Below are 20,526 nucleotides of genomic sequence, written 5' to 3' on the forward strand. Positions count from 1 at the left end.
CCCAGCCTCAGTCTCTAGAGCTTATTTTTTAATGAAATAATGTCATTATTTTAATAGTTTTTCAAATTCATCAGCAACAAATTGTACATGGGTTCCGATAATCACTTGAGCAGTTGTTTTACTTGGTTTTAAGATACCTGGAGAACCCGCTGCTTTTATTTTAGCTTCATCAATAATACTAGAATCCTTTACATTTAATCTTAGACGAGTTGCACAGAAGGTCATGTCCTCAATATTTTCATTTCCACCTAAAGCATCAAAGATTGTTTTAGCGGTACGAGCATAGTCAGATTGTGTTCCTGTCGCTTGAGCATCAAGATTATCCTCTTCTAAACCATCTGCGATGACATCTTCACGACCCGGTGTTTTTTAAATCGAATTGATCGATGGCCCAACTAAATGTAAAGTAATAAATCGCAAAGAATACTAAACCTAATGGAATTAACATAATAATATTTGTTGCATAAGGTACTCTAAATGAAAGAATATAGTCAAGTACCCCAGCAGAGAAACCAAAACCTGCAAACCATTTTAATGATGCAGTGATGAAAAGTGAAAGCCCCGTTAAACCAGCATGGATTAAATATAAAGCGGGTGCTGCAAACATAAATGAGAATTCTAATGGTTCTGTTACCCCAGTAACAAAGCTCGCTGTGGCAGCTGCGATAAATAATGAAGCGACCACTTTTTTATTCTCAGGACGTGCTTTGCGGTACATAGCTAAAGCCCCACCTGGTAAGCCAAACATCATAATTGGGAAGAAACCAGCCATGTAGCGGCCTGTTTCACCAACAACTCCGCCTAATTCTGGTGAACCCCAGAATTTACCAAGATCATTGATACCAATCGTATCAAACCAGAAAACAGCATTTAAAGCGTGGTGTAATCCTGTTGGAATTAATAAACGGTTAAAGAAACCAAATAAACCAGCACCAAAGGCGCCTAATTTAGACATTCCAGTACCAAAAGCAATTAATCCTCCATATACAGCTGGCCAAATAAAGAATAAAACCAGTGACGCGACAATCGCCATTAATGACGCCATAATAGGTGCTAAGCGCTTACCACTGAAGAAAGCAAAAGCAGTTGGTAATTGAACATTATGGAATTTATCAAAAGCAAAGGCACCGATTAAACCGGATAAGATACCAGTAAAGGCATTGGCAATTTTATCAAAGGCAGGTGAAACTTCTTCTACTGGCATAGAAGTTAAGTTTGCAAAAGAATCTGTATTTAATAAAGTAGTGATGGTTAACCATGCGACTACCCCTGCAATAATTGAAGCACCATCTTGTTTTTTAGTCATACCATAAGCAACCCCCATTGCGAATAGCAATGGTAAATTATCAATAAGGGCGCCCCCAGCTTTAATAAAGAAGTTAGCCACTGGACTACCTGCTCCCCAACCGGTTGGATCAATCCAGTAACCAATACCCATTAATAACGCGCCGGCAGGTAATACTGCCACTGGAAGCATTAATGAACGACCAATACGTTGTAAATATTTCATCATACCAATTTCTTCCTAAATGGGATAATAAAAAATAAATGCAAAAAGCGGTGTTAATACGGTCCTCCTTTCCTAAAAATACCACTTTATAATTTAATTATAACGATACTATAAAGCGTTTTCAATATAATTTTATTACATTTTTTATCAATTTTCATAGAAAATAATTATAATGCATTATGAATGAGAAAAAAAGAGATTTAAAAAGAAATCTACCAATTTCTTTTTAAATCTCTTACTATTCATTACAAGCATTGTGCAAAGTGTGAAAATAAGAATATTCTCTATTTTTTGCCCAATACACGAAATTTAAACATTCTTAAATTAAGCGCGGATAACTTCTTCTGTTTCATTATCAAAGAAGTGAGCTTTATTCATGTTGAATCCTAAATCAACATTTTCACCTGGATTATGGAAGTCACGAGCGTCTACACGTGCGATAAACTCAGTATCTCCAACTTTAGAATATAACATTGTTTCTGCACCTAATAACTCAGAAACTACAACAGTAGAGTGAACAATTGAATTAGGGTTTGCATCTAAGAAGACTTGTTCTGATTGAATATCTTCAGGACGAATACCAAATGTTAATTGTTTCCCATTGTATCCACGAGATTCTAATAATTGGCGTTGTGGTTCAGTTACATTTAACTGTAATCCTTCGTTGTTAGAGATGATACCGTCTTTATAAGTTACTTTGAAGAAGTTCATAGCAGGTGATCCAATGAAACCAGCAACGAAAACATTGTTAGGTGTATTATATACTTCTTGAGGAGTACCAATTTGTTGGATAATTCCGTCCTTCATAATAACGATACGGCTGGCCATTGTCATCGCTTCAGTTTGGTCATGGGTAACGTAAATCGTTGTGGTATTTAAACGTTGATGTAATTTAGCAATTTCAGCACGCATTTGCACACGTAATTTCGCATCTAAGTTTGATAAAGGTTCGTCCATTAAGAATACTTTAGCATCACGAACAATTGCACGACCTAAAGCCACACGTTGACGTTGACCACCGGATAAAGCTGCTGGTTTACGGTCTAAATATTCTTTTAATCCTAAGATTTCAGCTGCATTATCAACACGTTGTTTAATTTCATCTTTTGGATATTTACGTAATTTTAATCCGAAAGCCATATTGTCGAATACTGTCATATGTGGATATAAAGCGTAGTTTTGGAATACCATCGCGATGTCACGGTCTTTAGGAGCAACATCGTTCATTAAGGTGTCACCAATCCATAATTCACCTTCTGTAATATCCTCTAAACCAGCAATCATACGTAAAGTAGTAGATTTACCACATCCTGAAGGACCTACGAAAACGATAAATTCGCGATCTTCAATATCTAAGTTGAAGTCAGTTACTGAATAAAAATCAGAACCTTCATATTTTTTGTGAATATTTTTTAATTTAATATCTACCATAACAATAATAACTCCTTTTATTTTATTTGTATGATTTAATTATAAAGTGGAAACGGTTAATAATCTATCGTCCCAGTGCACAAAATATATTCAACATATTGTAGAAAAGGTTTTCAAAACATTTAGGGATTCAATAAATATTTTAAAAAAACAAGAAATTACGTTTTGAGAAATAGTGGTTTAGTGATAAAATAGGAATGATTAATAAAATCAAGGAGGATAACGATGACTCAGCAAGCAATTAGAGGGTTTGAAGTTATTACAAAGTATCAAAATGAAGCAATCAATTTGCCAAAAAGAGCCACTCATCACGCCGCAGGATATGATATTGAAGCTGCAGAAACGGTGGTATTACCAAGTTATTGGCGTTTACTGATTACGTATTTTTTGAAAGATATGAAACAATGGATTTTTCAACATCCTATGGAATCTAAGTCAAAAGAAGCGATAAAAGTAGAAACATTGATGAAACCAACCTTAGTTCCAACCGGATTAAAAGCCTATATGCAAGAAGATGAATACTTACAGATTATTAACCGTTCAAGTAATCCACTAAAACGTTTTTTATCAATTCCTAATAGTGTCGGGATTATTGATCAAGATTACTATAATAATGAAGCAAATGAAGGTCATATTTATGTGCAAATGATTAATTTTGGTTTGAACGATCAAACCATTCAAAAAGGTGAACGAATTGCACAAGGCATTTTTACTAAATTTTTGAAGACAGATCAAGATACCGGTGGTGAAAAGCAAAGAACAGGAGGATTTGGTTCATCTAATAATGAATAAGTGGAGGATAAAATAACAACATGGCAAAAAAACGAATCATGTATGAATGTATGGCGTGTGGTTATGAATCACCTAAATGGTTAGGAAAATGTCCAGAATGTGGCGCATGGAATCAAATGGAAGAACAAATTGTTCAGCCAACAGTGGTTCAACGAGCGAGTATTGCGTCCAACAGAACAGGTGACGATTATTATGCCAAAAAACTAAATGAAATCCAATATATTAATGAAGCAAGGGTCAATACTGATTTTTCAGAGTTTGACCGTGTCTTAGGTGGTGGAGTCGTAACGGGTTCATTGGTATTAATCGGAGGAGATCCCGGAATTGGTAAGTCCACACTGTTATTGCAAGTTTCATTACAATTAGCGAATAAAAACCAAAAAATATTATATGTTTCTGGTGAAGAATCATTATCACAAATAAAAATGCGAGCGGAACGCCTTTCGATGGATAGTGATAATTTTTACTTGTATTCTGAAACAGATTTAACTGTGATTGCGAATGAGATTAGTCGATTATCACCTGATATGGTAATCATTGATTCGATTCAAACGATGACTTTACCTGATCATAATGGAGTAGCCGGCAGTGTATCGCAACTTAGAGAAACAACCAATATATTGATGCGCATTGCGAAAGATAATCAAATTGCTATTTTTATTGTGGGTCATGTGACTAAGGAGGGCAATATCGCTGGACCTCGTATGTTAGAACATATGGTCGATACGGTATTGTATTTTGAAGGTGAAAAGTATAATCGCTTTAGAATTTTACGAGCAGTAAAGAATCGTTTTGGTTCTACCAATGAAATTGGCGTTTTTGAAATGTTGGATGTAGGGTTGACCGAAGTAAATAATCCATCAGAGTTATTTCTAGAAGAACGATTGGTTGGAGCTACCGGATCAACGGTTGTTCCTTCATTAGAAGGGACACGCACGATATTAGCAGAAGTACAATCATTAATGACACCGACTGTTTTTGGTAATGCTAAAAGAACAGCGAGTGGCATTGATTACCAACGGGTTTCCTTATTATTAGCGGTAATGGAGAAACATTGTGGTTTGATGGTACAAAATCAAGATGCATTTTTTAAAACAACCGGTGGAGTTAAATTAGATGAACCTGCTATCGATTTAGCGATTGCGGTGAGTATTGCCTCAAGTTACTGGAATAAACCGACCAATATCGACGATTGTTTCGTTGGTGAAATTGGATTAACGGGAGAAATTCGTCGAGTAACCCAAATTAAAGAACGGATTAGCGAAGCAAATAAATTAGGTTTTAAACGTATTTTTATTCCAAAAAATAATCAGCCACCTAAAGATACCCAATTGGCAATAGAAATTATACCGGTATCAACGATTAAACAAGCTTTAATGAAAATTTTTCCAAAATAGAAAGGAGGTAAAAGATGTTTAAAAAAATTATTACAGCTCTTTCGATGTTGATTGGTTTAAGTTTTGGTTTAACCATTGCGCCATCTTTGTGGAAAGGAATACCTAATGCGCCGATTTGGATGAGTAATCTCTATGTGAATGCTATTATTTTTATTATTGTTTTTATGTTATTAGGGATGACACTTTCTCCATATATCGAAAAAGGAATTAAACGATTAATCGAATGGGTTAATAACTTAGCTACATCAAATTTAATATTAGGAACGATTGGTATTTTTGTAGGATTATTAATTGGTTATTTATTTTCATTACCATTTAATAGTCTAAATATACCTTTTCTAAATTCAACATTACCACTTATTTTTTCAGTTACTTCCGCTTTAGTAGGGTATCAAACAGCGATGAGTCGTAAAGAAGAATGGGGGAAATTAATTAATAGTAGACAAAATCTTAAAGAAACTGCCTCTAATCAAGATTCACAGTTGCTAGAGCGTAAAGCGAGTGATAATATGTATAAGTACAAGTTACTCGATACAAGTGTTATTATTGATGGACGTATTGTAGATATTGTAAGGACCAATTTTATTGAAGGGGTCTTAGTAATTCCTAATTTTGTATTAGAAGAATTACAGTTTATTGCCGATTCTGCCGATTCCTTAAAACGATCAAAAGGTCGTAAAGGTCTTGATACCTTAAATATGTTGCAAAAAGAAGCACTTATTCCGATTGAGTTTTATGAAGGTGATTTTGAAGAAATATCAGAAGTCGATAGTAAATTAATTCGATTAGCCAAATTAATGGATGCTGCGATTGTCACAAATGATTATAATTTAAATAAAGTTTGTGAATTTCAGAATGTGAAGGTGTTTAATATTAATGCTTTAGCCAACGCCATTAAACCAGTGGTTATTCCAGGTGAACAAATGTATGTTCAAGTAATAAAAGATGGTACTGAGCGCAAACAAGGCGTCGCTTATCTAGATGATGGAACGATGATTGTGGTAGAAGATGGTCAGTATTATATGAACGAGTGGATCCATGTTATTGTGACAAGTGCTTTGCAAACAGCAGCAGGGCGCATGATTTTTGCTAAACCGGCCCACTCACATGGTAGAATAGAAACTAATGATAAAAAGGGAGTTTTATAATATGAGTCAAAAGATTCGTGTTCGTTATGCACCAAGTCCAACAGGAGATTTACATATGGGGAATGCTCGTACAGCCTTATTTAATTATTTATTTGCTCGTCATCACGGCGGAGAATTTATCATTCGTATCGAAGATACAGATTTAAAACGTAATTTAGAGCATGGTGAACAAAGTCAAATGGATAATCTTTCTTGGTTAGGAATTGATTGGGATGAATCCCCAGAAAAACCAGGTGAATACGGACCTTATCGTCAATCAGAACGTCTGCACATTTATCAACCACTTATTGAACAATTATTAGCTGAAGATAAGGCTTATAAATGTTATATGACAGAAGAAGAATTAGAACAAGAGCGTGAAGCGCAAAAAGCTAGAGGAGAAATGCCTCATTATGGTGGTCAACATGCTCACTTAACTAAGGAACAAGAAGCTGCTTTTGAAGCTGAAGGACGGGTTCCGGTTATTCGTTTCCGTGTGCCAGAAAATGTTGTTTATGAGTTCGATGATATCGTTAAAGGACCCATTACTTTTGAATCCAAAAATATTTCTGGCGACTGGGTCATTCAAAAACGAGACGGAATGCCAACCTATAATTTTGCGGTAACAGTAGATGATCATTTCATGAAAATCACTCATGTATTACGTGGGGATGATCATATTGCCAACACCCCTAAACAAATGATGATTTATGATGCATTTGGATGGGAAGTACCAAGATTTGGGCATATGACTTTAATCGTGAATAGTGAGACCAATAAAAAATTAAGTAAACGCGATGGTGGTATTTTACAATTTATCGAGCAATATCGTAACTTAGGTTACTTACCAGAAGCAATGTTTAACTTTATTACATTATTAGGTTGGTCACCAGTTGGCGAAGAAGAAATTTTCTCACATGATCAATTAATCGACTTATTTGATGAAAATCGTTTATCAACTTCACCGGCTGCATTCGATGCTAAAAAATTAGAATGGATTAACAATACTTATGTAAAACAGGCTCCACTAGAAAAAGTAGTGGAATTGGCCTTACCACATTTGAAAGCAGCAGGCAGAGTCAGTGAAAATCCATCTGCAGCAGAAATGGACTGGGTGACTAAGTTAGTCAGTTTATATCATGAACAAGTATCATACGGTGCTGAAGTCGTTGAAGTATCTGAACTTTTCTTCAGAGATGAGCTTCATATTGATGAAGCAGCTAAAGCAGAATTAGCGAATGAGACCGCACCAGTTGTTATCCAAGCCATGCGTGAACAATTAGTGAATTTAGACGAAGCAGATTTTACTGCTGAAAATATTAAACCTTTAACCAAAGCAGTACAAAAAGCAACAGGTGTTAAAGGACGCCAGTTATTTATGCCAATTCGTATTGCGGTCTCAGGTCAAATGCACGGACCGGAATTACCAAGTGTGATTGAAGTTCTAGGAAAAGAAAAAGCAATTAATCATATCGATCAAGTGTTAAATTTAATATAATCAATAGAGTGAAGCCTGTCACATTTTTGACAGGCTTTCTTGATAGAAACGGAGAATATTATGGCCATTCAAATTTATAATACTTTAACCAGAACCAAAGAAATTTTTAAACCGATAGTAGAAGGAAAGGTAAATTTTTATGTTTGTGGTCCCACTGTTTATAATTTTATCCACATTGGTAACGCAAGAAGTGCCGTCTCATTTGATACTATCCGTCGATATTTAATCTATCGTGGTTATGAAGTGAATTACGTCAGCAATTTTACTGATGTGGATGATAAAATTATTAAAGCGGCTAATGAAGAAGGAATCACTCCTGAAGCGATTGCCGACAAATACATTCAAGCTTTTAAAGAAGATACCGCCGCAATCAATGTCATGTCGGCTACCCTTCATCCACGTGTAATGGAAAATATTAGCGATATTATTGAATTCATCCAAGTGTTAATCGAAAAAGGTTATGCGTATGAATCATCAGGCGATGTATATTTTAAAACATCTTCATTTGATAAATATGGTCAATTATCCGACCAAAGTATTGATGAATTATTAGTGGGTGCGAGTGAGCGAGTTCAAGATTTAATTGCGGAAAGAAAGAATGATCCGCTTGATTTTGCTCTATGGAAACAAGCAAAACCTGGAGAAATTCATTGGCATTCACCTTGGGGTGAAGGACGCCCAGGATGGCATATCGAATGTTCCGTAATGGCAACGAAATATTTAGGGGAGACGATTGACATTCATGGAGGGGGCCAAGATTTACAATTTCCACATCATGAAAATGAAATTGCTCAATCTGAATGTGCTACAGGGCATACATTTAGTAACTATTGGATGCACAATGGATTTGTGACGATTGGTCAAGACGATGAGAAGATGAGTAAATCGTTAGGGAATTTTGTACTATTACGTGATTTAATCAAGGAAGTCGATCCGTTAGTGGTAAGATTTTTATTAGCTACGGTCCATTACCGTCGACCTTTGCGTTTTGATGAAAAATCAATTCATGATGCGACCATTAATTTGGAACGCTTAAAAGAAGTGAATCGTCGTCTAAAACATCGTTTAGAAGATGCAGTAGCACAGGATTTAACAGAACAAGACCAACAATATAAACAAGCAATTAGAGAAAAAATTGAACAATTCGAAGCTGAAATGGACAATGATTTTCAAGCTGGGAATGCCTTAACTGTTATCTTCGATTTAACCAAAGTAATGAATAAGTACCTTGAAGCATCAGTGGTTAATCGTGAAGTGATTGAATGGATGCAATCTAAGTTTGAGCAATTAATGAGTATCTTTGGTATTATTTTTAAAGAAACAGAGACTTTAGAAGAAGAAATTGAACAATTAATCGAAGAACGTAATCAAGCACGTAAAGAACGAAATTTTGCAAAAGCGGATGAGATTCGTGATCAATTAAAAGCACAAGGAATCTTATTAGATGACACGCCTCAGGGAACAACTTGGAAAAGAGTGACACCTTAATGACCGAGATTAATCCATTTGACTTATTAAACGGTGCGGCCTTAGCTTATGTGGGGGACGCTGTATATGAACAGTTTGTGCGCAAACATGTGATTCAATCAGGACAAACGTCCCCTAATAAGTTGCATCGTGCTGCGATAAAATATGTATCAGCTGAAGGCCAAGCAAAAGTTATGAAAAGTTGGATTGATTCAGAAGAACGATTATCAACAAAAGAGATTGAAATTTATAAAAGAGGTCGTAATAATAAAGCGAATACCAAGGCAAAAAATGCCTCGATTGGCGATTATCGTCAAGCGACAGGCTTTGAAGCACTAATTGGTTGGCTCTCCTTAACTAATCAAGTAGAGCGATGTACTGAGTTAATGACTTTAGCAATTGAATATATTGAAAATGAGGAGAATAAATGAAACAACATCAACACTCTGAAAAACGATCGAAATCAATCGAAAAAGAAGAATATTCTGAAGTTTTATTCGGACGTCATGTCGTAATGAAAGTTTTCAAAGAGAAAAAACAAATAAATAAATTATTTATTCAAAAAGGACTGACGGGAAGCGGGGTTAAAGATATACTGAGAGCAGCGAAACAACAAGGAGTCGTTTTTATCGAAGTCCCAAAAACTAAATTAGATGAATTAACTGACAATGGGAATCATCAAGGTGTGGCAATTACCTTGCCGCCATTTGAATATAAAACACTTGAAGACTGCTTTCAATTGGCACAAGAACGTGAAGAAGCTCCATTTTTATTAATTTTGGATGGCATAGAGGATCCGCACAATTTAGGTTCAATTCTAAGAACAGCTGAAGCCACTGGTGTTCATGGTGTCATTATACCGAAAAGACGTGCCGTTGGATTAACCGGTATCGTGGCGAAGACCTCAGCAGGTTCAATTGAAAAAGTACCAGTAGTGCGTGTGACCAACATTGCTCAAACAGTCGAATTATTAAAACAAAAAGGTGTCTGGGTTTTTGCAACCGCCATGTCAGGTGAAGATATGCGTACTTGGAATAGCGAAGGAGCCATTGCACTCGTTATTGGTAATGAAGGCCAAGGAGTTTCACAAAATGTGATAGCAGCTTGTGATGGGACAGTCACTATTCCGATGACTGGAACCACTCAAAGCTTAAATGCTAGTGTAGCAGCAGGTGTTTTAATGTACGAAGTGGCGCGCAATCGACTAGGTAAGTAGAATATATGGAGGTGGTCACATGCTTAAGAAAAAAGATATCCTATTTGTCGACGGTTATAATATGATAGGGGCATGGCCACATCTAGCGAGCTTGATGAAAAAAGATGAATTAGCGCTAGCTCGAGATACCTTATTACAGGAACTATCTAATTTTAAAAAAGTAAGAGGCTATGATGAAATTTTTGTGATTTTTGATGCCTATTTAGTTCCCGGGATTACACAAAGATATGATGAGTACGATCTTCAAGTTGTGTTCACTAAAGAAGGGGAAACGGCGGACTCATATATCGAAAGAGAAGTTAATCAATATATCACACCTCTAAATAGGGTAGTCGTTGCAACGAGTGACTATGCCGAGCAATGGCTAATTTTTCAACGAGGTGCGTTAAGACAATCGGCAAATGAATTAGCAGTGGAAATTTCTTATACAAAACAGCAACTAACAACTGAAATTTCAACGTATTATAATGGAATGCTAAGAAGAAGAAGCCCATGGCAAGTTGAACAGTTAGCAGATTTAGACCGTTTGAGACGTGAGCTAGAAACGAAAAATAAAGAATAAATGAGGATGCATTTCTCCAATTGAATGGAGGAAAATCATGCGTTTGGACTACTTAAGCAATGAAGAATTAGTGGTAATGTTACAGGCCGAGTTTGATGACGAAGCATTTAATGAATTATTTTATCGTTTTACACCTTTATATCGAAAATGTTTCAGACAGTACCCTATTATGGGGTTTGAATTGGATGATTACTTTCAAGAAGGACGCATTGCGTTAATGTTAGTGATTGAACACTATGATATCGAGGGAAAATATTATGTTGCCAGTTATTTTGCGAGAATATATGAAAATCGTTTAATTAATTATTTAAGGAAAATAATGGCAAAAAAGCGTGAAAAACAACTAAATCTCCTATCATTAAATGAACCGGTGAGTTTAGTTGATGGCAAAAATGAAGTTTATACTTATGGAGATTTATTATTTGAAGAGGGTCCTGATACCCTCGAATGGGTAATCGCAAAAGATGCTCTGGAACAATTAATTGAAGATTTATCTGAATTAGAAAAAATGGTTTTTATCTATCGTATGATGGAAGAAGATAATAGTGTGTCTAATATTGCTAAAAAAATGAACGAAGATAGAAGAGTGATTGAAAATGCTCTAGCACGTTGCCGAAAAAAATGTCGACAGCATTTTGGATGACAAAGGGGATAAAGCAATCCTTACACAAAAACAAAATAACCAAACATTTAACGCAACACCTTTTATTCTATCTTGACAAAAAAGTAATTGATTTATATCATATAGTGGTAAGTAAATCGATGGGGAGGAATTGCTATGGCACAACAAAAGAAAACGGCTTTAGCGTGTACGGAGTGTGGCCAACGCAATTACCACATGACTCCAACACAAACTGGAAAAAATGTCCGATTAGAAATTAAAAAGTTTTGTAGATATTGCAATAAACATACAGTGCATAAAGAAACGAAATAGTTAGGATGGGAAGATAACGATGGGATATATTAAAGGTGTTTTCGAAGAATTAAAAAGAGTTAATTGGCCGTCTTTAGGCGAAGTTAACAAATATACATGGACAGTTATTGTCATGATTATTTTGTTTGGTTTATATTTTGCAGGTGTTGATACTATATTTGCTAATTTAATTAGTTGGCTAGTATCATTATAAAATAGTTTTCAAATTAAAATTTTATCTGTATAATAGAGTTAAAGCAAAAACCTACAAGCCGTAGGTTTTTTATTATGGAAATAAGTGAGGGGAATTGTGATGGAAGCAAAAAAAGAATGGTATGTACTTCATACTTATTCAGGTTATGAAAATAAAGTTCGAGAAAATATTGAATTACGTAAAGAAAGCATGAATATGGAAAAAAATATTTTCAGAATTGTGGTACCGGAAGAAGAAATAATTGAAGTAGTCGACGGAGAGGAAAAGAAAAAAGTAGCTAAGACGTTTCCAGGTTATGTATTAATTGAAATGGTGATGTCTGATCAAGCTTGGTTTATTGTACGTAATACACCAGGAGTGACAGGTTTTGTCGGATCTCACGGTGCTGGAAGTAAACCATCGCCTTTATTAGAAGAAGAAATGGATCAAATCTTAGGTGATGTCGAAACACCAGTACAACGTGTCGAATTGAATGTAAAAGTTGGCGATTATGTTGAAATTGTGGAAGGAGCTTTCTCTGGATTAAACGGTTCAATTGTTGAAATTGATCAAGAACATCAAAAATTAAAAGTTTTACTGGAAATGTTTGGCCGTGAGACTGAAGCCGAAATCGAATTCCATCAAGTTAAGAAACAAGATATTTAATCTACTATGAATGAGATATTTAAAAGAATTCCGATTATTTATCCATTATTACTAGGTTTCACGCTAATAATAATAAGTTTGGCAATTTTTCCAAATATGATGATACCATCTTTGGAAAACCTTCAAAAGCTATTCGAATCATTATTGATGCCTCATAAAAATTATTTGTATATTGGTGCAATCAGCATGTTTTGGCTGATTACGAATTTACTTTATATTGAATACTTCTCAAAGAATCAACGCTTTAAACAAATCTTTGATCACCAATTGAAAGAAATAGTCAGTATTGGTTGCTTAATGACAATTTTTTGGATAGTGAGTTGGTTGAATCATTCCTTATTATTGTCATTAATATTTATTGCGGCTGCGACTAATTATCTATTGAAAGGGATTCGAATCATTAGCCAAAATAGTCAATTACGACAAAATAATTGGTTAATTAAATTTCCAACTGGATTTTTTGTTGGTTGGTTAATATTTGAAACCGTTGTGACTTTATTCGCTTATATGAAGTCAGTTGGTATCACATTTAGTGGCATGATTTGGGTGATTGTGGCCATTATGACGGTATTGTTATTAGCTTTATTTTCAAGTTATTATTATGCAAAATACGGTAATGGTATGATGATGATTGCCATTATACTGGGTGTGTTTGGATTAACCCTTCAATATCATAATAAGCAATTTCCTTATGCCAACAATATGATTTTTATCTGTACACTGGCGATAGGAGTAATGATGGTAGCATTATTTATCTATCTAACACACTTAAAGAATCAACAAAATCAAAAATCAAGAACAGATATTGAAAAATAAAACTTTCTTCTTGCTTTCTAACACGTTATGTGTTAGTATACTTGGGTGCGCAAGTACGCACAATGAGTGGGAGGAAATGGTTTTCCATAAACCACATCACGAATAAAAAGATATAGGAGGAATTTTCGTGGCTAAAAAAGTAGTAAAACAAGTTAAATTACAAATTCCAGCCGGCGCAGCAAGTCCAGCTCCACCAGTAGGTCCAGCTTTAGGTCAAGCGCAAGTTAACATTATGGGGTTCTGTAAAGAGTTTAACGCTCGTACACAAGATCAAGCAGGATTCATTATTCCTGTAGTAATTGATGTATATGAAGACCGTTCATTTACGTTTATCACTAAAAAACCACCAGTACCAGTATTATTGAAAAAAGCAGCTGGTATCCAAAAAGGTTCTGGTGTACCAAATAAAACAAAAGTAGCAACTATTACAAAAGCACAAGTTCAAGAAGTTGCTGAAACTAAAATGGAAGATTTAAACGCAGCTAGCGTAGAAGCAGCAATGCGCATCGTTGAAGGTACTGCTCGTTCTATGGGTATCACTGTCCAAGATTAAGCGCAGTGTAGTTTCTCGCCCCGTTTTCTATCGGGTGTGGGAGGTCAAACCGTTATAACCACAAGTATAGGAGGAAAATAAAAAATGGCTAAAAAAAGCAAAAACTTTAGTGCAGCTTTAGAAAAAGTTGACCGCACTAAAAAATATGACATGACTGAAGCTATCGCTTTAGCAAAAGAAATCGACTTCGCAAAATTTGACGCGACTGTTGAAGTTTCATACAATTTAAACATTGACGTAAAAAAAGCTGATCAACAAATTCGTGGGGCTATGGTATTACCACACGGTACAGGAAAAACTTCTCGTGTTGTAGTTATCGCTCGTGGCGAAAAAGCTAAAGAAGCAGAAGCAGCAGGTGCTGATTTTGTTGGTGAAGCTGACTTAATCGATAAAATTAACGATGGTTGGTTAGACTTTGATGTGATGGTAGCAACACCTGATATGATGGGTCAAGTAGGTCGTTTAGGTCGTGTATTAGGACCTAAAGGATTAATGCCTAACCCTAAAACAGGTACTGTAACAATGGATGTTACTAAAGCTGTTGAAGACATTAAAGCAGGACAAGTTACTTACCGTGCTGACAAAGCAGGTATCGTAAACGTGCCAATTGGTAAAGTGTCATTTGAAGATGCTAAATTAGCAGATAACTTTAAAGCATTACACGATCAAATCGTTCGCTTAAAACCAGCTACTGCTAAAGGTACTTATATCACTAACTTAGCTTTAAGTACTACATTTGGCCCTGGAATTAAAATCGATCCAACAACAATTTAAAAAAATGAAAGTCAACCTCATTTAGGGGTTGACTTATAATATTCTTTTTTGTATTATATATAAAGTGTTAAACTACCGTAGACAGCAAGTGGCGAACGCCTTAATTTCTTGCCGAGGAAGTTCCGAATTTATGGATCTATCTCTCTGTGTCTAAGGTGACATAGAGATTTTTTTTTGAAAATCTCTAGCTCAATAAGACGGAGGTGAAACTTATGACAAAAGAAACAGTAATCATGAAAAAACAAGCAGAAGTAACAGAAGTTGCAGAGAAATTAAAAGCAGCTGCATCAGTAGTCGTTGTAGACTCATTAGGTTTAACTGTAGAAGAAGTTACTAATTTACGTAAAGAATTACGTGAAAACGATGTTTACATGAAAGTTGTTAAAAACACAATTTTACGTCGTGCGGCAGTAGAAGCAGGTATCGAAGGTATGGACTCAGTTTTCGTAGGACCATCAGCTATCGTTTATTCTGAATCTGAAGTAGTGGCACCTGCTAAAATTGTTGCAGAATTTGCTGATAAAGTAGAACATTTATCAATCAAGGGTGGTTTAATTGAAGGTGAAGTTTCTTCAGCTGAAGATATTAACGCTTTAGCGAAATTACCAGACCGCGATGGATTATTATCAATGTTACTTTCTGTATTACAAGCGCCAGTTCGCAATACTGCATTGGCTATCAAAGCTGTGGCTGAATCTAAAGAAGACGACGCAGCATAATCAATTATTACTTATAAAAACATAAACGGAGGAAATATAAATGGCTTTAAATATTGAAAACATTATTGCTGAAATTAAAGAAGCAACAATTATCGAATTAAATGACTTAGTAAAAGCAATCGAAGAAGAATTTGGCGTAACTGCTGCTGCTCCTGTAGCTGTAGCTGCTGCTGGTGGTGCTGCTGCTGAAGAAAAAACTGAATTTGACGTTATCTTAGCATCTGCTGGAGACTCAAAAATCAAAGTTATTAAAGCAGTTCGTGAAGCTACTGGTTTAGGATTAAAAGAAGCTAAAGAATTAGTTGACAATGCTCCTAAAGCAATTAAAGAAGGCGTATCTAAAGAAGACGCTGAAGCATTAAAAGCTTCATTAGAAGAAGTTGGAGCTTCTGTAGAAGTAAAATAATCTTCGATAGATTATTATTTTATACAAATAAGAAAGGAATGATGGCAATCATCATTCTTTTTTTTTGCTATGAAATAAAATTTTCCTAAGAATTCTTTATTTTAAATGATTTTTTAACACTATTTTAAAAAAATAGGTATAATAGAGTAGAGTATTGAAGAAGGAAGTGAAGTGATGAATACAAAAATTTTAATAGTAGATGATGATCGTGAAATTGTGGAGTTGCTTAATATTTATTTACAAAACGAAGGTTACGAGGTTTTAAAAGCCTATAATGGTCAACAAGCGTTAAATATTTTAGAGGAAGAAACAAATCTAAATATGGTATTATTGGATATTATGATTCCGCAAGTGGATGGTTTGAAAGTTTTATCATATATTCGGAAAAACCAAAAGAGCTTGCCTGTTATTATGGTAAGTGCTAAATCATCAGATACAGATAAAATACAAGGATTAATTAGTGGTGCCGATGATTATATCACCAAACCATTTAATCCATTAGAAGTTGTTGCGAGAATTAAATCTATTTTAAGACGCCAACAAAATTATATGCAACCAGAAGTACCAGATACCATTATTGTGGGTCCATTGGAAATTAAGAAGGAATCTCATGAAGTTACAACTCTTTCTGGTGTTCAAATTCAACTTACCGCAATAGAATTTGAAATTTTATTTCTATTAGCGAGTCATCCTAATCGCGTATTTAGTGCGAATGAAATTTTTGAAGCTGTTTGGAATCAAGAAAGTGTTGTCAGTGCCAAAACGGTTATGGTTCACGTTAGTCACTTAAGAGATAAGATTGAGGAAGCGACTGGTGGTGAAAAAGTAATCCGTACAGTATGGGGTGTTGGGTATAAAATTGAAGCTTAGTCAAGATAAACTACCTACAGTGAAATTTCGACGACACGAAATAGTTGAATTAGTGTTAGAAATTTTACTTATCATGGGGGTACTTTACTTTTTATACTTGAGTGTCACACTCTTGTTTATTGAGGTCTTAAGTGTGCCTATAGGTATGTATGGTGAAGAAGAAATGACTGCTTATGAATATTTTAAGTTGACTCCTGCAAAGTTAGAATTAGCAAAACAATCTTTTGCTGTTGTGATAATTTTTTTAGGAATAGGACTGGCATATTGGCAGATGAAGCGTAAGATTTCTACAATCCACTTGAATCATCTTTTGGAATACTTAACTTATATTGCAAGAGGAAATTATCAATTAAGAATTCCAGATATGCAGGTTGATGAATTATCAGAAATTGTACGGAGTGTTAACTCTTTGGTGGATAGTACGGTTCATGCGATGGAGGAAGAACGTCGGATAGAAAAGACTAAAGATGAGTTAATCGCCAATGTGGGGCATGATTTAAGAACCCCTTTAACCTCTATCATCGGCTATCTAGGATTAATTGAAAACAAACGGTATCATTCAGAAGAACAGTTACTAGAATATACGCATATCGCCTATAAAAAAGCAATGAGTATGCAAGTGATGGTTAATGATTTGTTTGATTACGCCGCTTCGAGATTAGTTTCATATGAAGTTACCCCTGAAGAAGTTCATCTAGATTTTTTCTTTGAACAACTGGCAGCAGAATTTGAATTAGAAGCAGCTGAAAAAAAGATTGAAATTGAAATCAATGTGATGCCTAAAAACTTAATTGTTCATTTTGACCCAGAAAAACTGGCACGAGTATTTAATAACTTATTATCAAATGCGCTAAAATATGGACATGGTGCCACTAAAATAAAAATGAATGCTAACCTAATAGATGATGACCAGATTATTATGGATGTAGTCAATAATGGTGAGCTTCTAAAATTAGAAGAATTGGAAAAAGTTTTCCAAAGAAGTTATCGGGTAGATACCTCAAGAAATTCTGCTATTCCTGGGACGGGTCTCGGTTTAGGAATCGCTAGAAATATTGTAGAGTTACATAATGGTATCATTTATGCTATGATTGAGAATAACGAAATGATATTTAGAATCGAGATGAGTAGATTATAAATGAAGATGATTAATAAAATATTGATTTTATTATTATCTGTTTTCCTGGTGCTACCAAAGCATAGTTTAGTCAGTGCTCAAGAATTAAATATTGAAAATTTACCTGCTCAGTCTATGATGTTAATCAATGGCGATAATGGGCAGGTTCTCTTTAATAAAAATTCCGAAGACCTTTTAGAAATTGGATCCTTATCTAAATTATTACTGTTATATATTGTTTTTGAGCAAATTGAAACAGAAAAAATTAATTTAGAGGATATAGTCCCTATTTCTAATGCTGCGTATGAGCTCAGTCAAGATTATGATATACCGAACGTTCCTTTAAGACAGGATTTTTCATATACGGTAGAAGAGTTAATAACGGCCATCGCAGTAAAAAATGCGAATGGTGCAGCGTTGGCTCTAGTTGAAAAAATTGCATCCAATGAAGCAGATTTTATAAAATTAATGGAACAAAAGTTAAGTGAATGGCAACTTTCAAATTATCAATTTGTTGATAGTTTGGGGTTACCTAATGACTATGAGAGAGGTGTAGAAGAGTATCAAGGTCAAACTAATAAAATGAGTGCGGAGACAATTTCAACAGTCGCATTCAGATTATACAAAGACTATCCACAATATTTAGAATATGCCTCGACTAAAGAATTAAATTTTAAAGCAGATACAGATGATGCTTTTCAAACAACAAGCAATAATCCATTATTAAAAGACACCAAACTGTCAGTCAATGGAATGTTTATTGGCTATGCTCCCCAAAATGGCTATAATCAAGTGATAAGTAGCACCGATCAAGAAACGACCTATTTAGCAGTAGTAATCGGGGTGTCAGAGAATCTAGAAGACCCCTATTATTCTGTTGAACAATTGATACAATATGCTCAGAGCAGTTTTGATACGAAGATTATTGTAAAAAAAGAGAGTTTGACGGAAGAAATCCCTGTTATAAATGTAGATGGTGGTACGAGAGATATCATACATTCTGTCTATACAGATGATTTCGTAATCAGTGTACCAAAAGGCGATAATCAATTAAACATTGATTATCAATTTATACCTAATGAAGAAAAAACAGGATACCAAAATTATATAACCGCTCCAATAGATAAAGGAGATTTTTTAGGAACATTAAAAATGGATTTTCAACATTATAACATCGAGTACTTACCAACGGCTCAAAACAGTGAAGTACAGGTAGTGGCGAATGAATCGATACCTGAAAAATCAATTTTTGGAAAATTTTTACAATCAGTAATGAGATTTATTATAACGATAATCGAAGCAATTCGAAAATTTTTTACTAACATATTTAATTAGAGGTGATATAGATGAGTCAAGAAGTCGCTATTTTTGCTGGAGGTTGTTTTTGGTGTATGGTACATCCATTTGATCAGTGGCCAGGAGTTATTTCAGTTGAATCAGGTTATACAGGTGGTCATGTTATGAACCCAAGTTATGAACAAGTAAAAACAGGAATGACTGGCCATACTGAAGCGGTAAAAATTACCTATGATCCAGCGATAATTCCTTATCAAAAGCTATTAGAAGTATACTGGTCTGTCATTGATCCTACGGATTTAGAAGGACAATTTGTGGATCGTGGCTCTTCGTATCGACCAGAAATATTTTACACAACTCCTGAGCAAAAAGAATTAGCTGAACAATCTAAAGAGCATTTAGATTTGAGTCAACGATTTTCAAAACCAATTGTAGTACCGATTACTGAAGCAACAGAATTTTTTGTTGCTGAAGATTATCATCAGGATTTTTATAAGAAAAATCCTACTCATTATCAACGGTATCGACAAGGTTCCGGAAGAGACCAATTTATTGAAAGATTTCAGCAATAATTCGTAAAAATGTCATAATTTGTATTGACAATATAGATGTAAATAAGGTATTATTAATCATGTTGTGAATCACATTCACAGGCCGGCTTAGCTCAGTTGGTAGAGCATCTGATTTGTAATCAGAGGGTCGAGGGTTCAAGTCCTTTAGCCGGCATTGATTAGTAATAATCAAAGGTTCCAAAATATCCTTTGCCGGGGTGGCGGAACTGGCAGACGCACAGGACTTAAAATCCTGCGGGTAGTGATACCCGTACCGGTTCGATTCCGGTCCTCGGCATCATTTAAACATTGACTTAACAATGTTTCTAGGCTTCAGTTGTAGTAGTAACTGGGGTCTTTTTTTATTACGTAATTGATTACGTATTAATAAAAAAACTCTTTAGTTTATAAATTATTAGTAGTATTAGTAGTCATTATGAATAATAATTCTTAAATGATTGCTCATGAGCTGGGCATAAACTTGAAAAATTAAATCAATTGATTGCTCGCTAATTAAAAGCGCAGTGGTTGAGTGGTCTCACCTGCGTCTTAAGATTTAGACATCATTTTGATAAATTGAATCAAGTTTATTGATCGGTAATTAAAAGCGGAGTGGTTGAGTGGCCTCAAATTGCGTCTTAAAGAAGTAAGG

Annotated in this window: 24 protein-coding genes, 2 tRNA genes and 1 other annotated feature; of the genes, 23 read left to right on the top strand and 3 right to left on the bottom strand. The window is 34.9% G+C overall.

The features are described from left to right. Window positions 1-45: 45 nt before the first annotated feature. The 3 genes from GSA01S_RS11085 to GSA01S_RS03735 all read right to left on the bottom strand — a co-directional run bounded on the left by GSA01S_RS11085 (window position 46) and on the right by GSA01S_RS03735 (window position 2,941). Complete coding sequence (locus GSA01S_RS11085; RefSeq protein WP_245631267.1) at window positions 46-345, bottom strand: PTS sugar transporter subunit IIB; 300 nt, start codon at window positions 343-345, stop codon at window positions 46-48. 7 nt (window positions 346-352) lie between these two features. Then, window positions 353-1,513: a PTS transporter subunit EIIC gene (locus GSA01S_RS03730; protein ID WP_245631266.1), complete on the bottom strand. Its 1,161-nt coding sequence runs from the start codon at window positions 1,511-1,513 to the stop codon at window positions 353-355. A 321-nt stretch (window positions 1,514-1,834) separates the two neighbouring features. Continuing rightward, entirely contained in the window at window positions 1,835-2,941 is a 1,107-nt protein-coding gene (locus GSA01S_RS03735; RefSeq protein WP_066125018.1) for an ABC transporter ATP-binding protein, read from the bottom strand. Window positions 2,942-3,166: 225 nt separating this feature from the next. On the opposite strand from GSA01S_RS03735, the gene GSA01S_RS03740 reads away from it, so the two are divergent. The 23 genes from GSA01S_RS03740 (at window position 3,167) to GSA01S_RS03850 (ending at window position 20,172) form a co-directional block, all read left to right on the top strand. Further along, entirely contained in the window at window positions 3,167-3,733 is a 567-nt protein-coding gene (locus GSA01S_RS03740) for a dCTP deaminase/dUTPase family protein (RefSeq protein WP_066125020.1), read from the top strand. A 20-nt stretch (window positions 3,734-3,753) separates the two neighbouring features. After that, window positions 3,754-5,130, top strand: coding sequence for a DNA repair protein RadA (radA, locus tag GSA01S_RS03745; protein WP_066125022.1), 1,377 nt, complete (start codon window positions 3,754-3,756; stop codon window positions 5,128-5,130). A gap of 14 nt (window positions 5,131-5,144) precedes the next feature. Continuing rightward, window positions 5,145-6,278, top strand: a complete 1,134-nt coding sequence (locus GSA01S_RS03750; protein WP_066125024.1) for a PIN/TRAM domain-containing protein — start codon at window positions 5,145-5,147, stop codon at window positions 6,276-6,278. A 1-nt stretch (window position 6,279) separates the two neighbouring features. Then, the gene (gene gltX, locus GSA01S_RS03755) at window positions 6,280-7,755 is read left to right on the top strand and encodes a glutamate--tRNA ligase (protein WP_066125025.1); all 1,476 of its coding nucleotides are present in this window, start codon (window positions 6,280-6,282) and stop codon (window positions 7,753-7,755) included. Window positions 7,756-7,815: 60 nt separating this feature from the next. Then, window positions 7,816-9,243 (top strand): cysteine--tRNA ligase, encoded by a 1,428-nt coding sequence (cysS, locus tag GSA01S_RS03760; protein ID WP_066125027.1) that lies wholly within the window; start codon window positions 7,816-7,818, stop codon window positions 9,241-9,243. Continuing rightward, window positions 9,243-9,653, top strand: a complete 411-nt coding sequence (locus tag GSA01S_RS03765) for a Mini-ribonuclease 3 (protein ID WP_066125029.1) — start codon at window positions 9,243-9,245, stop codon at window positions 9,651-9,653. Before cysS ends, GSA01S_RS03765 begins: the two co-directional genes overlap by 1 nt. After that, a complete protein-coding gene (gene rlmB, locus GSA01S_RS03770) occupies window positions 9,650-10,438 on the top strand; it encodes a 23S rRNA (guanosine(2251)-2'-O)-methyltransferase RlmB (protein WP_066125031.1) in 789 nt (262 codons plus the stop codon). The genes GSA01S_RS03765 and rlmB overlap by 4 nt, the downstream gene beginning before the upstream one ends. A 19-nt stretch (window positions 10,439-10,457) precedes the next feature. Continuing rightward, entirely contained in the window at window positions 10,458-11,000 is a 543-nt protein-coding gene (locus GSA01S_RS03775; protein ID WP_066125033.1) for an NYN domain-containing protein, read from the top strand. Window positions 11,001-11,037: 37 nt separating this feature from the next. Next, window positions 11,038-11,643, top strand: a complete 606-nt coding sequence (locus tag GSA01S_RS03780; protein ID WP_066125035.1) for a sigma-70 family RNA polymerase sigma factor — start codon at window positions 11,038-11,040, stop codon at window positions 11,641-11,643. 135 nt (window positions 11,644-11,778) lie between these two features. Then, entirely contained in the window at window positions 11,779-11,934 is a 156-nt protein-coding gene (rpmG, locus tag GSA01S_RS03785) for a 50S ribosomal protein L33 (RefSeq protein WP_066125037.1), read from the top strand. Window positions 11,935-11,953: 19 nt separating this feature from the next. Next, the gene (secE, locus tag GSA01S_RS03790) at window positions 11,954-12,127 is read left to right on the top strand and encodes a preprotein translocase subunit SecE (protein ID WP_066125039.1); all 174 of its coding nucleotides are present in this window, start codon (window positions 11,954-11,956) and stop codon (window positions 12,125-12,127) included. Window positions 12,128-12,226: 99 nt separating this feature from the next. Next, window positions 12,227-12,772: a transcription termination/antitermination protein NusG gene (gene nusG, locus GSA01S_RS03795; RefSeq protein WP_066125041.1), complete on the top strand. Its 546-nt coding sequence runs from the start codon at window positions 12,227-12,229 to the stop codon at window positions 12,770-12,772. Between the two features lie 6 nt (window positions 12,773-12,778). Beyond that, window positions 12,779-13,588, top strand: coding sequence for a TspO-related membrane protein (locus tag GSA01S_RS03800; RefSeq protein WP_506256061.1), 810 nt, complete (start codon window positions 12,779-12,781; stop codon window positions 13,586-13,588). A gap of 127 nt (window positions 13,589-13,715) precedes the next feature. Next, window positions 13,716-14,141, top strand: a complete 426-nt coding sequence (gene rplK / locus GSA01S_RS03805) for a 50S ribosomal protein L11 (RefSeq protein ID WP_066125045.1) — start codon at window positions 13,716-13,718, stop codon at window positions 14,139-14,141. 84 nt (window positions 14,142-14,225) lie between these two features. After that, on the top strand, window positions 14,226-14,915 hold the full coding sequence (gene rplA, locus GSA01S_RS03810) for a 50S ribosomal protein L1 (RefSeq protein WP_066125047.1): 690 nt from the start codon (window positions 14,226-14,228) through the stop codon (window positions 14,913-14,915). A 57-nt stretch (window positions 14,916-14,972) separates the two neighbouring features. After that, window positions 14,973-15,097 (top strand) — a sequence feature (ribosomal protein L10 leader region). A gap of 30 nt (window positions 15,098-15,127) precedes the next feature. Next, window positions 15,128-15,634, top strand: a complete 507-nt coding sequence (rplJ, locus tag GSA01S_RS03815) for a 50S ribosomal protein L10 (RefSeq protein WP_066125049.1) — start codon at window positions 15,128-15,130, stop codon at window positions 15,632-15,634. A gap of 40 nt (window positions 15,635-15,674) precedes the next feature. Further along, window positions 15,675-16,040: a 50S ribosomal protein L7/L12 gene (gene rplL, locus GSA01S_RS03820; protein WP_066125051.1), complete on the top strand. Its 366-nt coding sequence runs from the start codon at window positions 15,675-15,677 to the stop codon at window positions 16,038-16,040. A 174-nt stretch (window positions 16,041-16,214) separates the two neighbouring features. Then, entirely contained in the window at window positions 16,215-16,910 is a 696-nt protein-coding gene (locus GSA01S_RS03825) for a response regulator transcription factor (RefSeq protein WP_066125053.1), read from the top strand. A gap of 133 nt (window positions 16,911-17,043) precedes the next feature. Beyond that, the gene (locus tag GSA01S_RS03830) at window positions 17,044-18,048 is read left to right on the top strand and encodes a sensor histidine kinase (RefSeq protein ID WP_169792668.1); all 1,005 of its coding nucleotides are present in this window, start codon (window positions 17,044-17,046) and stop codon (window positions 18,046-18,048) included. After that, window positions 18,049-19,362, top strand: coding sequence for a D-alanyl-D-alanine carboxypeptidase family protein (locus tag GSA01S_RS03835; RefSeq protein WP_066125057.1), 1,314 nt, complete (start codon window positions 18,049-18,051; stop codon window positions 19,360-19,362). It abuts the gene before it with no gap. 11 nt (window positions 19,363-19,373) lie between these two features. After that, complete coding sequence (gene msrA, locus GSA01S_RS03840) at window positions 19,374-19,895, top strand: peptide-methionine (S)-S-oxide reductase MsrA (RefSeq protein WP_066125059.1); 522 nt, start codon at window positions 19,374-19,376, stop codon at window positions 19,893-19,895. 81 nt (window positions 19,896-19,976) lie between these two features. Continuing rightward, window positions 19,977-20,049 (top strand) — tRNA-Thr (locus GSA01S_RS03845). Window positions 20,050-20,086: 37 nt separating this feature from the next. Then, a tRNA-Leu gene (locus GSA01S_RS03850) sits at window positions 20,087-20,172 on the top strand. Window positions 20,173-20,526: the final 354 nt, after the last annotated feature.

The organism is Globicatella sanguinis NBRC 15551, assembly GCF_001552295.1.
Classification (GTDB): Bacteria; Bacillota; Bacilli; order Lactobacillales; family Aerococcaceae; genus Globicatella; species Globicatella sanguinis.

Excerpts from the sequence above, each read along its gene's own strand:
- GSA01S_RS03750 (WP_066125024.1), top strand. The coding sequence starts at position 5,145 with ATGTTTAAAAAAATTATTACAGCTCTTTCGATGTTGATTGGTTTAAGT.
- radA (WP_066125022.1), top strand. The coding sequence starts at position 3,754 with ATGGCAAAAAAACGAATCATGTATGAATGTATGGCGTGTGGTTATGAA.
- rplA (WP_066125047.1), top strand. The coding sequence starts at position 14,226 with ATGGCTAAAAAAAGCAAAAACTTTAGTGCAGCTTTAGAAAAAGTTGAC.
- gltX (WP_066125025.1), top strand. The coding sequence starts at position 6,280 with ATGAGTCAAAAGATTCGTGTTCGTTATGCACCAAGTCCAACAGGAGAT.
- secE (WP_066125039.1), top strand. The coding sequence starts at position 11,954 with ATGGGATATATTAAAGGTGTTTTCGAAGAATTAAAAAGAGTTAATTGG.
- GSA01S_RS03835 (WP_066125057.1), top strand. The coding sequence starts at position 18,049 with ATGAAGATGATTAATAAAATATTGATTTTATTATTATCTGTTTTCCTG.
- GSA01S_RS03800 (WP_506256061.1), top strand. The coding sequence starts at position 12,779 with ATGAATGAGATATTTAAAAGAATTCCGATTATTTATCCATTATTACTA.
- rplL (WP_066125051.1), top strand. The coding sequence starts at position 15,675 with ATGGCTTTAAATATTGAAAACATTATTGCTGAAATTAAAGAAGCAACA.
- GSA01S_RS03780 (WP_066125035.1), top strand. The coding sequence starts at position 11,038 with ATGCGTTTGGACTACTTAAGCAATGAAGAATTAGTGGTAATGTTACAG.
- GSA01S_RS03735 (WP_066125018.1), bottom strand. The coding sequence starts at position 2,941 with ATGGTAGATATTAAATTAAAAAATATTCACAAAAAATATGAAGGTTCT.
- rpmG (WP_066125037.1), top strand. The coding sequence starts at position 11,779 with ATGGCACAACAAAAGAAAACGGCTTTAGCGTGTACGGAGTGTGGCCAA.
- GSA01S_RS03775 (WP_066125033.1), top strand. The coding sequence starts at position 10,458 with ATGCTTAAGAAAAAAGATATCCTATTTGTCGACGGTTATAATATGATA.
- GSA01S_RS03825 (WP_066125053.1), top strand. The coding sequence starts at position 16,215 with ATGAATACAAAAATTTTAATAGTAGATGATGATCGTGAAATTGTGGAG.
- GSA01S_RS03740 (WP_066125020.1), top strand. The coding sequence starts at position 3,167 with ATGACTCAGCAAGCAATTAGAGGGTTTGAAGTTATTACAAAGTATCAA.
- msrA (WP_066125059.1), top strand. The coding sequence starts at position 19,374 with ATGAGTCAAGAAGTCGCTATTTTTGCTGGAGGTTGTTTTTGGTGTATG.
- GSA01S_RS03765 (WP_066125029.1), top strand. The coding sequence starts at position 9,243 with ATGACCGAGATTAATCCATTTGACTTATTAAACGGTGCGGCCTTAGCT.
- rlmB (WP_066125031.1), top strand. The coding sequence starts at position 9,650 with ATGAAACAACATCAACACTCTGAAAAACGATCGAAATCAATCGAAAAA.
- rplJ (WP_066125049.1), top strand. The coding sequence starts at position 15,128 with ATGACAAAAGAAACAGTAATCATGAAAAAACAAGCAGAAGTAACAGAA.
- GSA01S_RS03730 (WP_245631266.1), bottom strand. The coding sequence starts at position 1,513 with ATGATGAAATATTTACAACGTATTGGTCGTTCATTAATGCTTCCAGTG.
- cysS (WP_066125027.1), top strand. The coding sequence starts at position 7,816 with ATGGCCATTCAAATTTATAATACTTTAACCAGAACCAAAGAAATTTTT.
- nusG (WP_066125041.1), top strand. The coding sequence starts at position 12,227 with ATGGAAGCAAAAAAAGAATGGTATGTACTTCATACTTATTCAGGTTAT.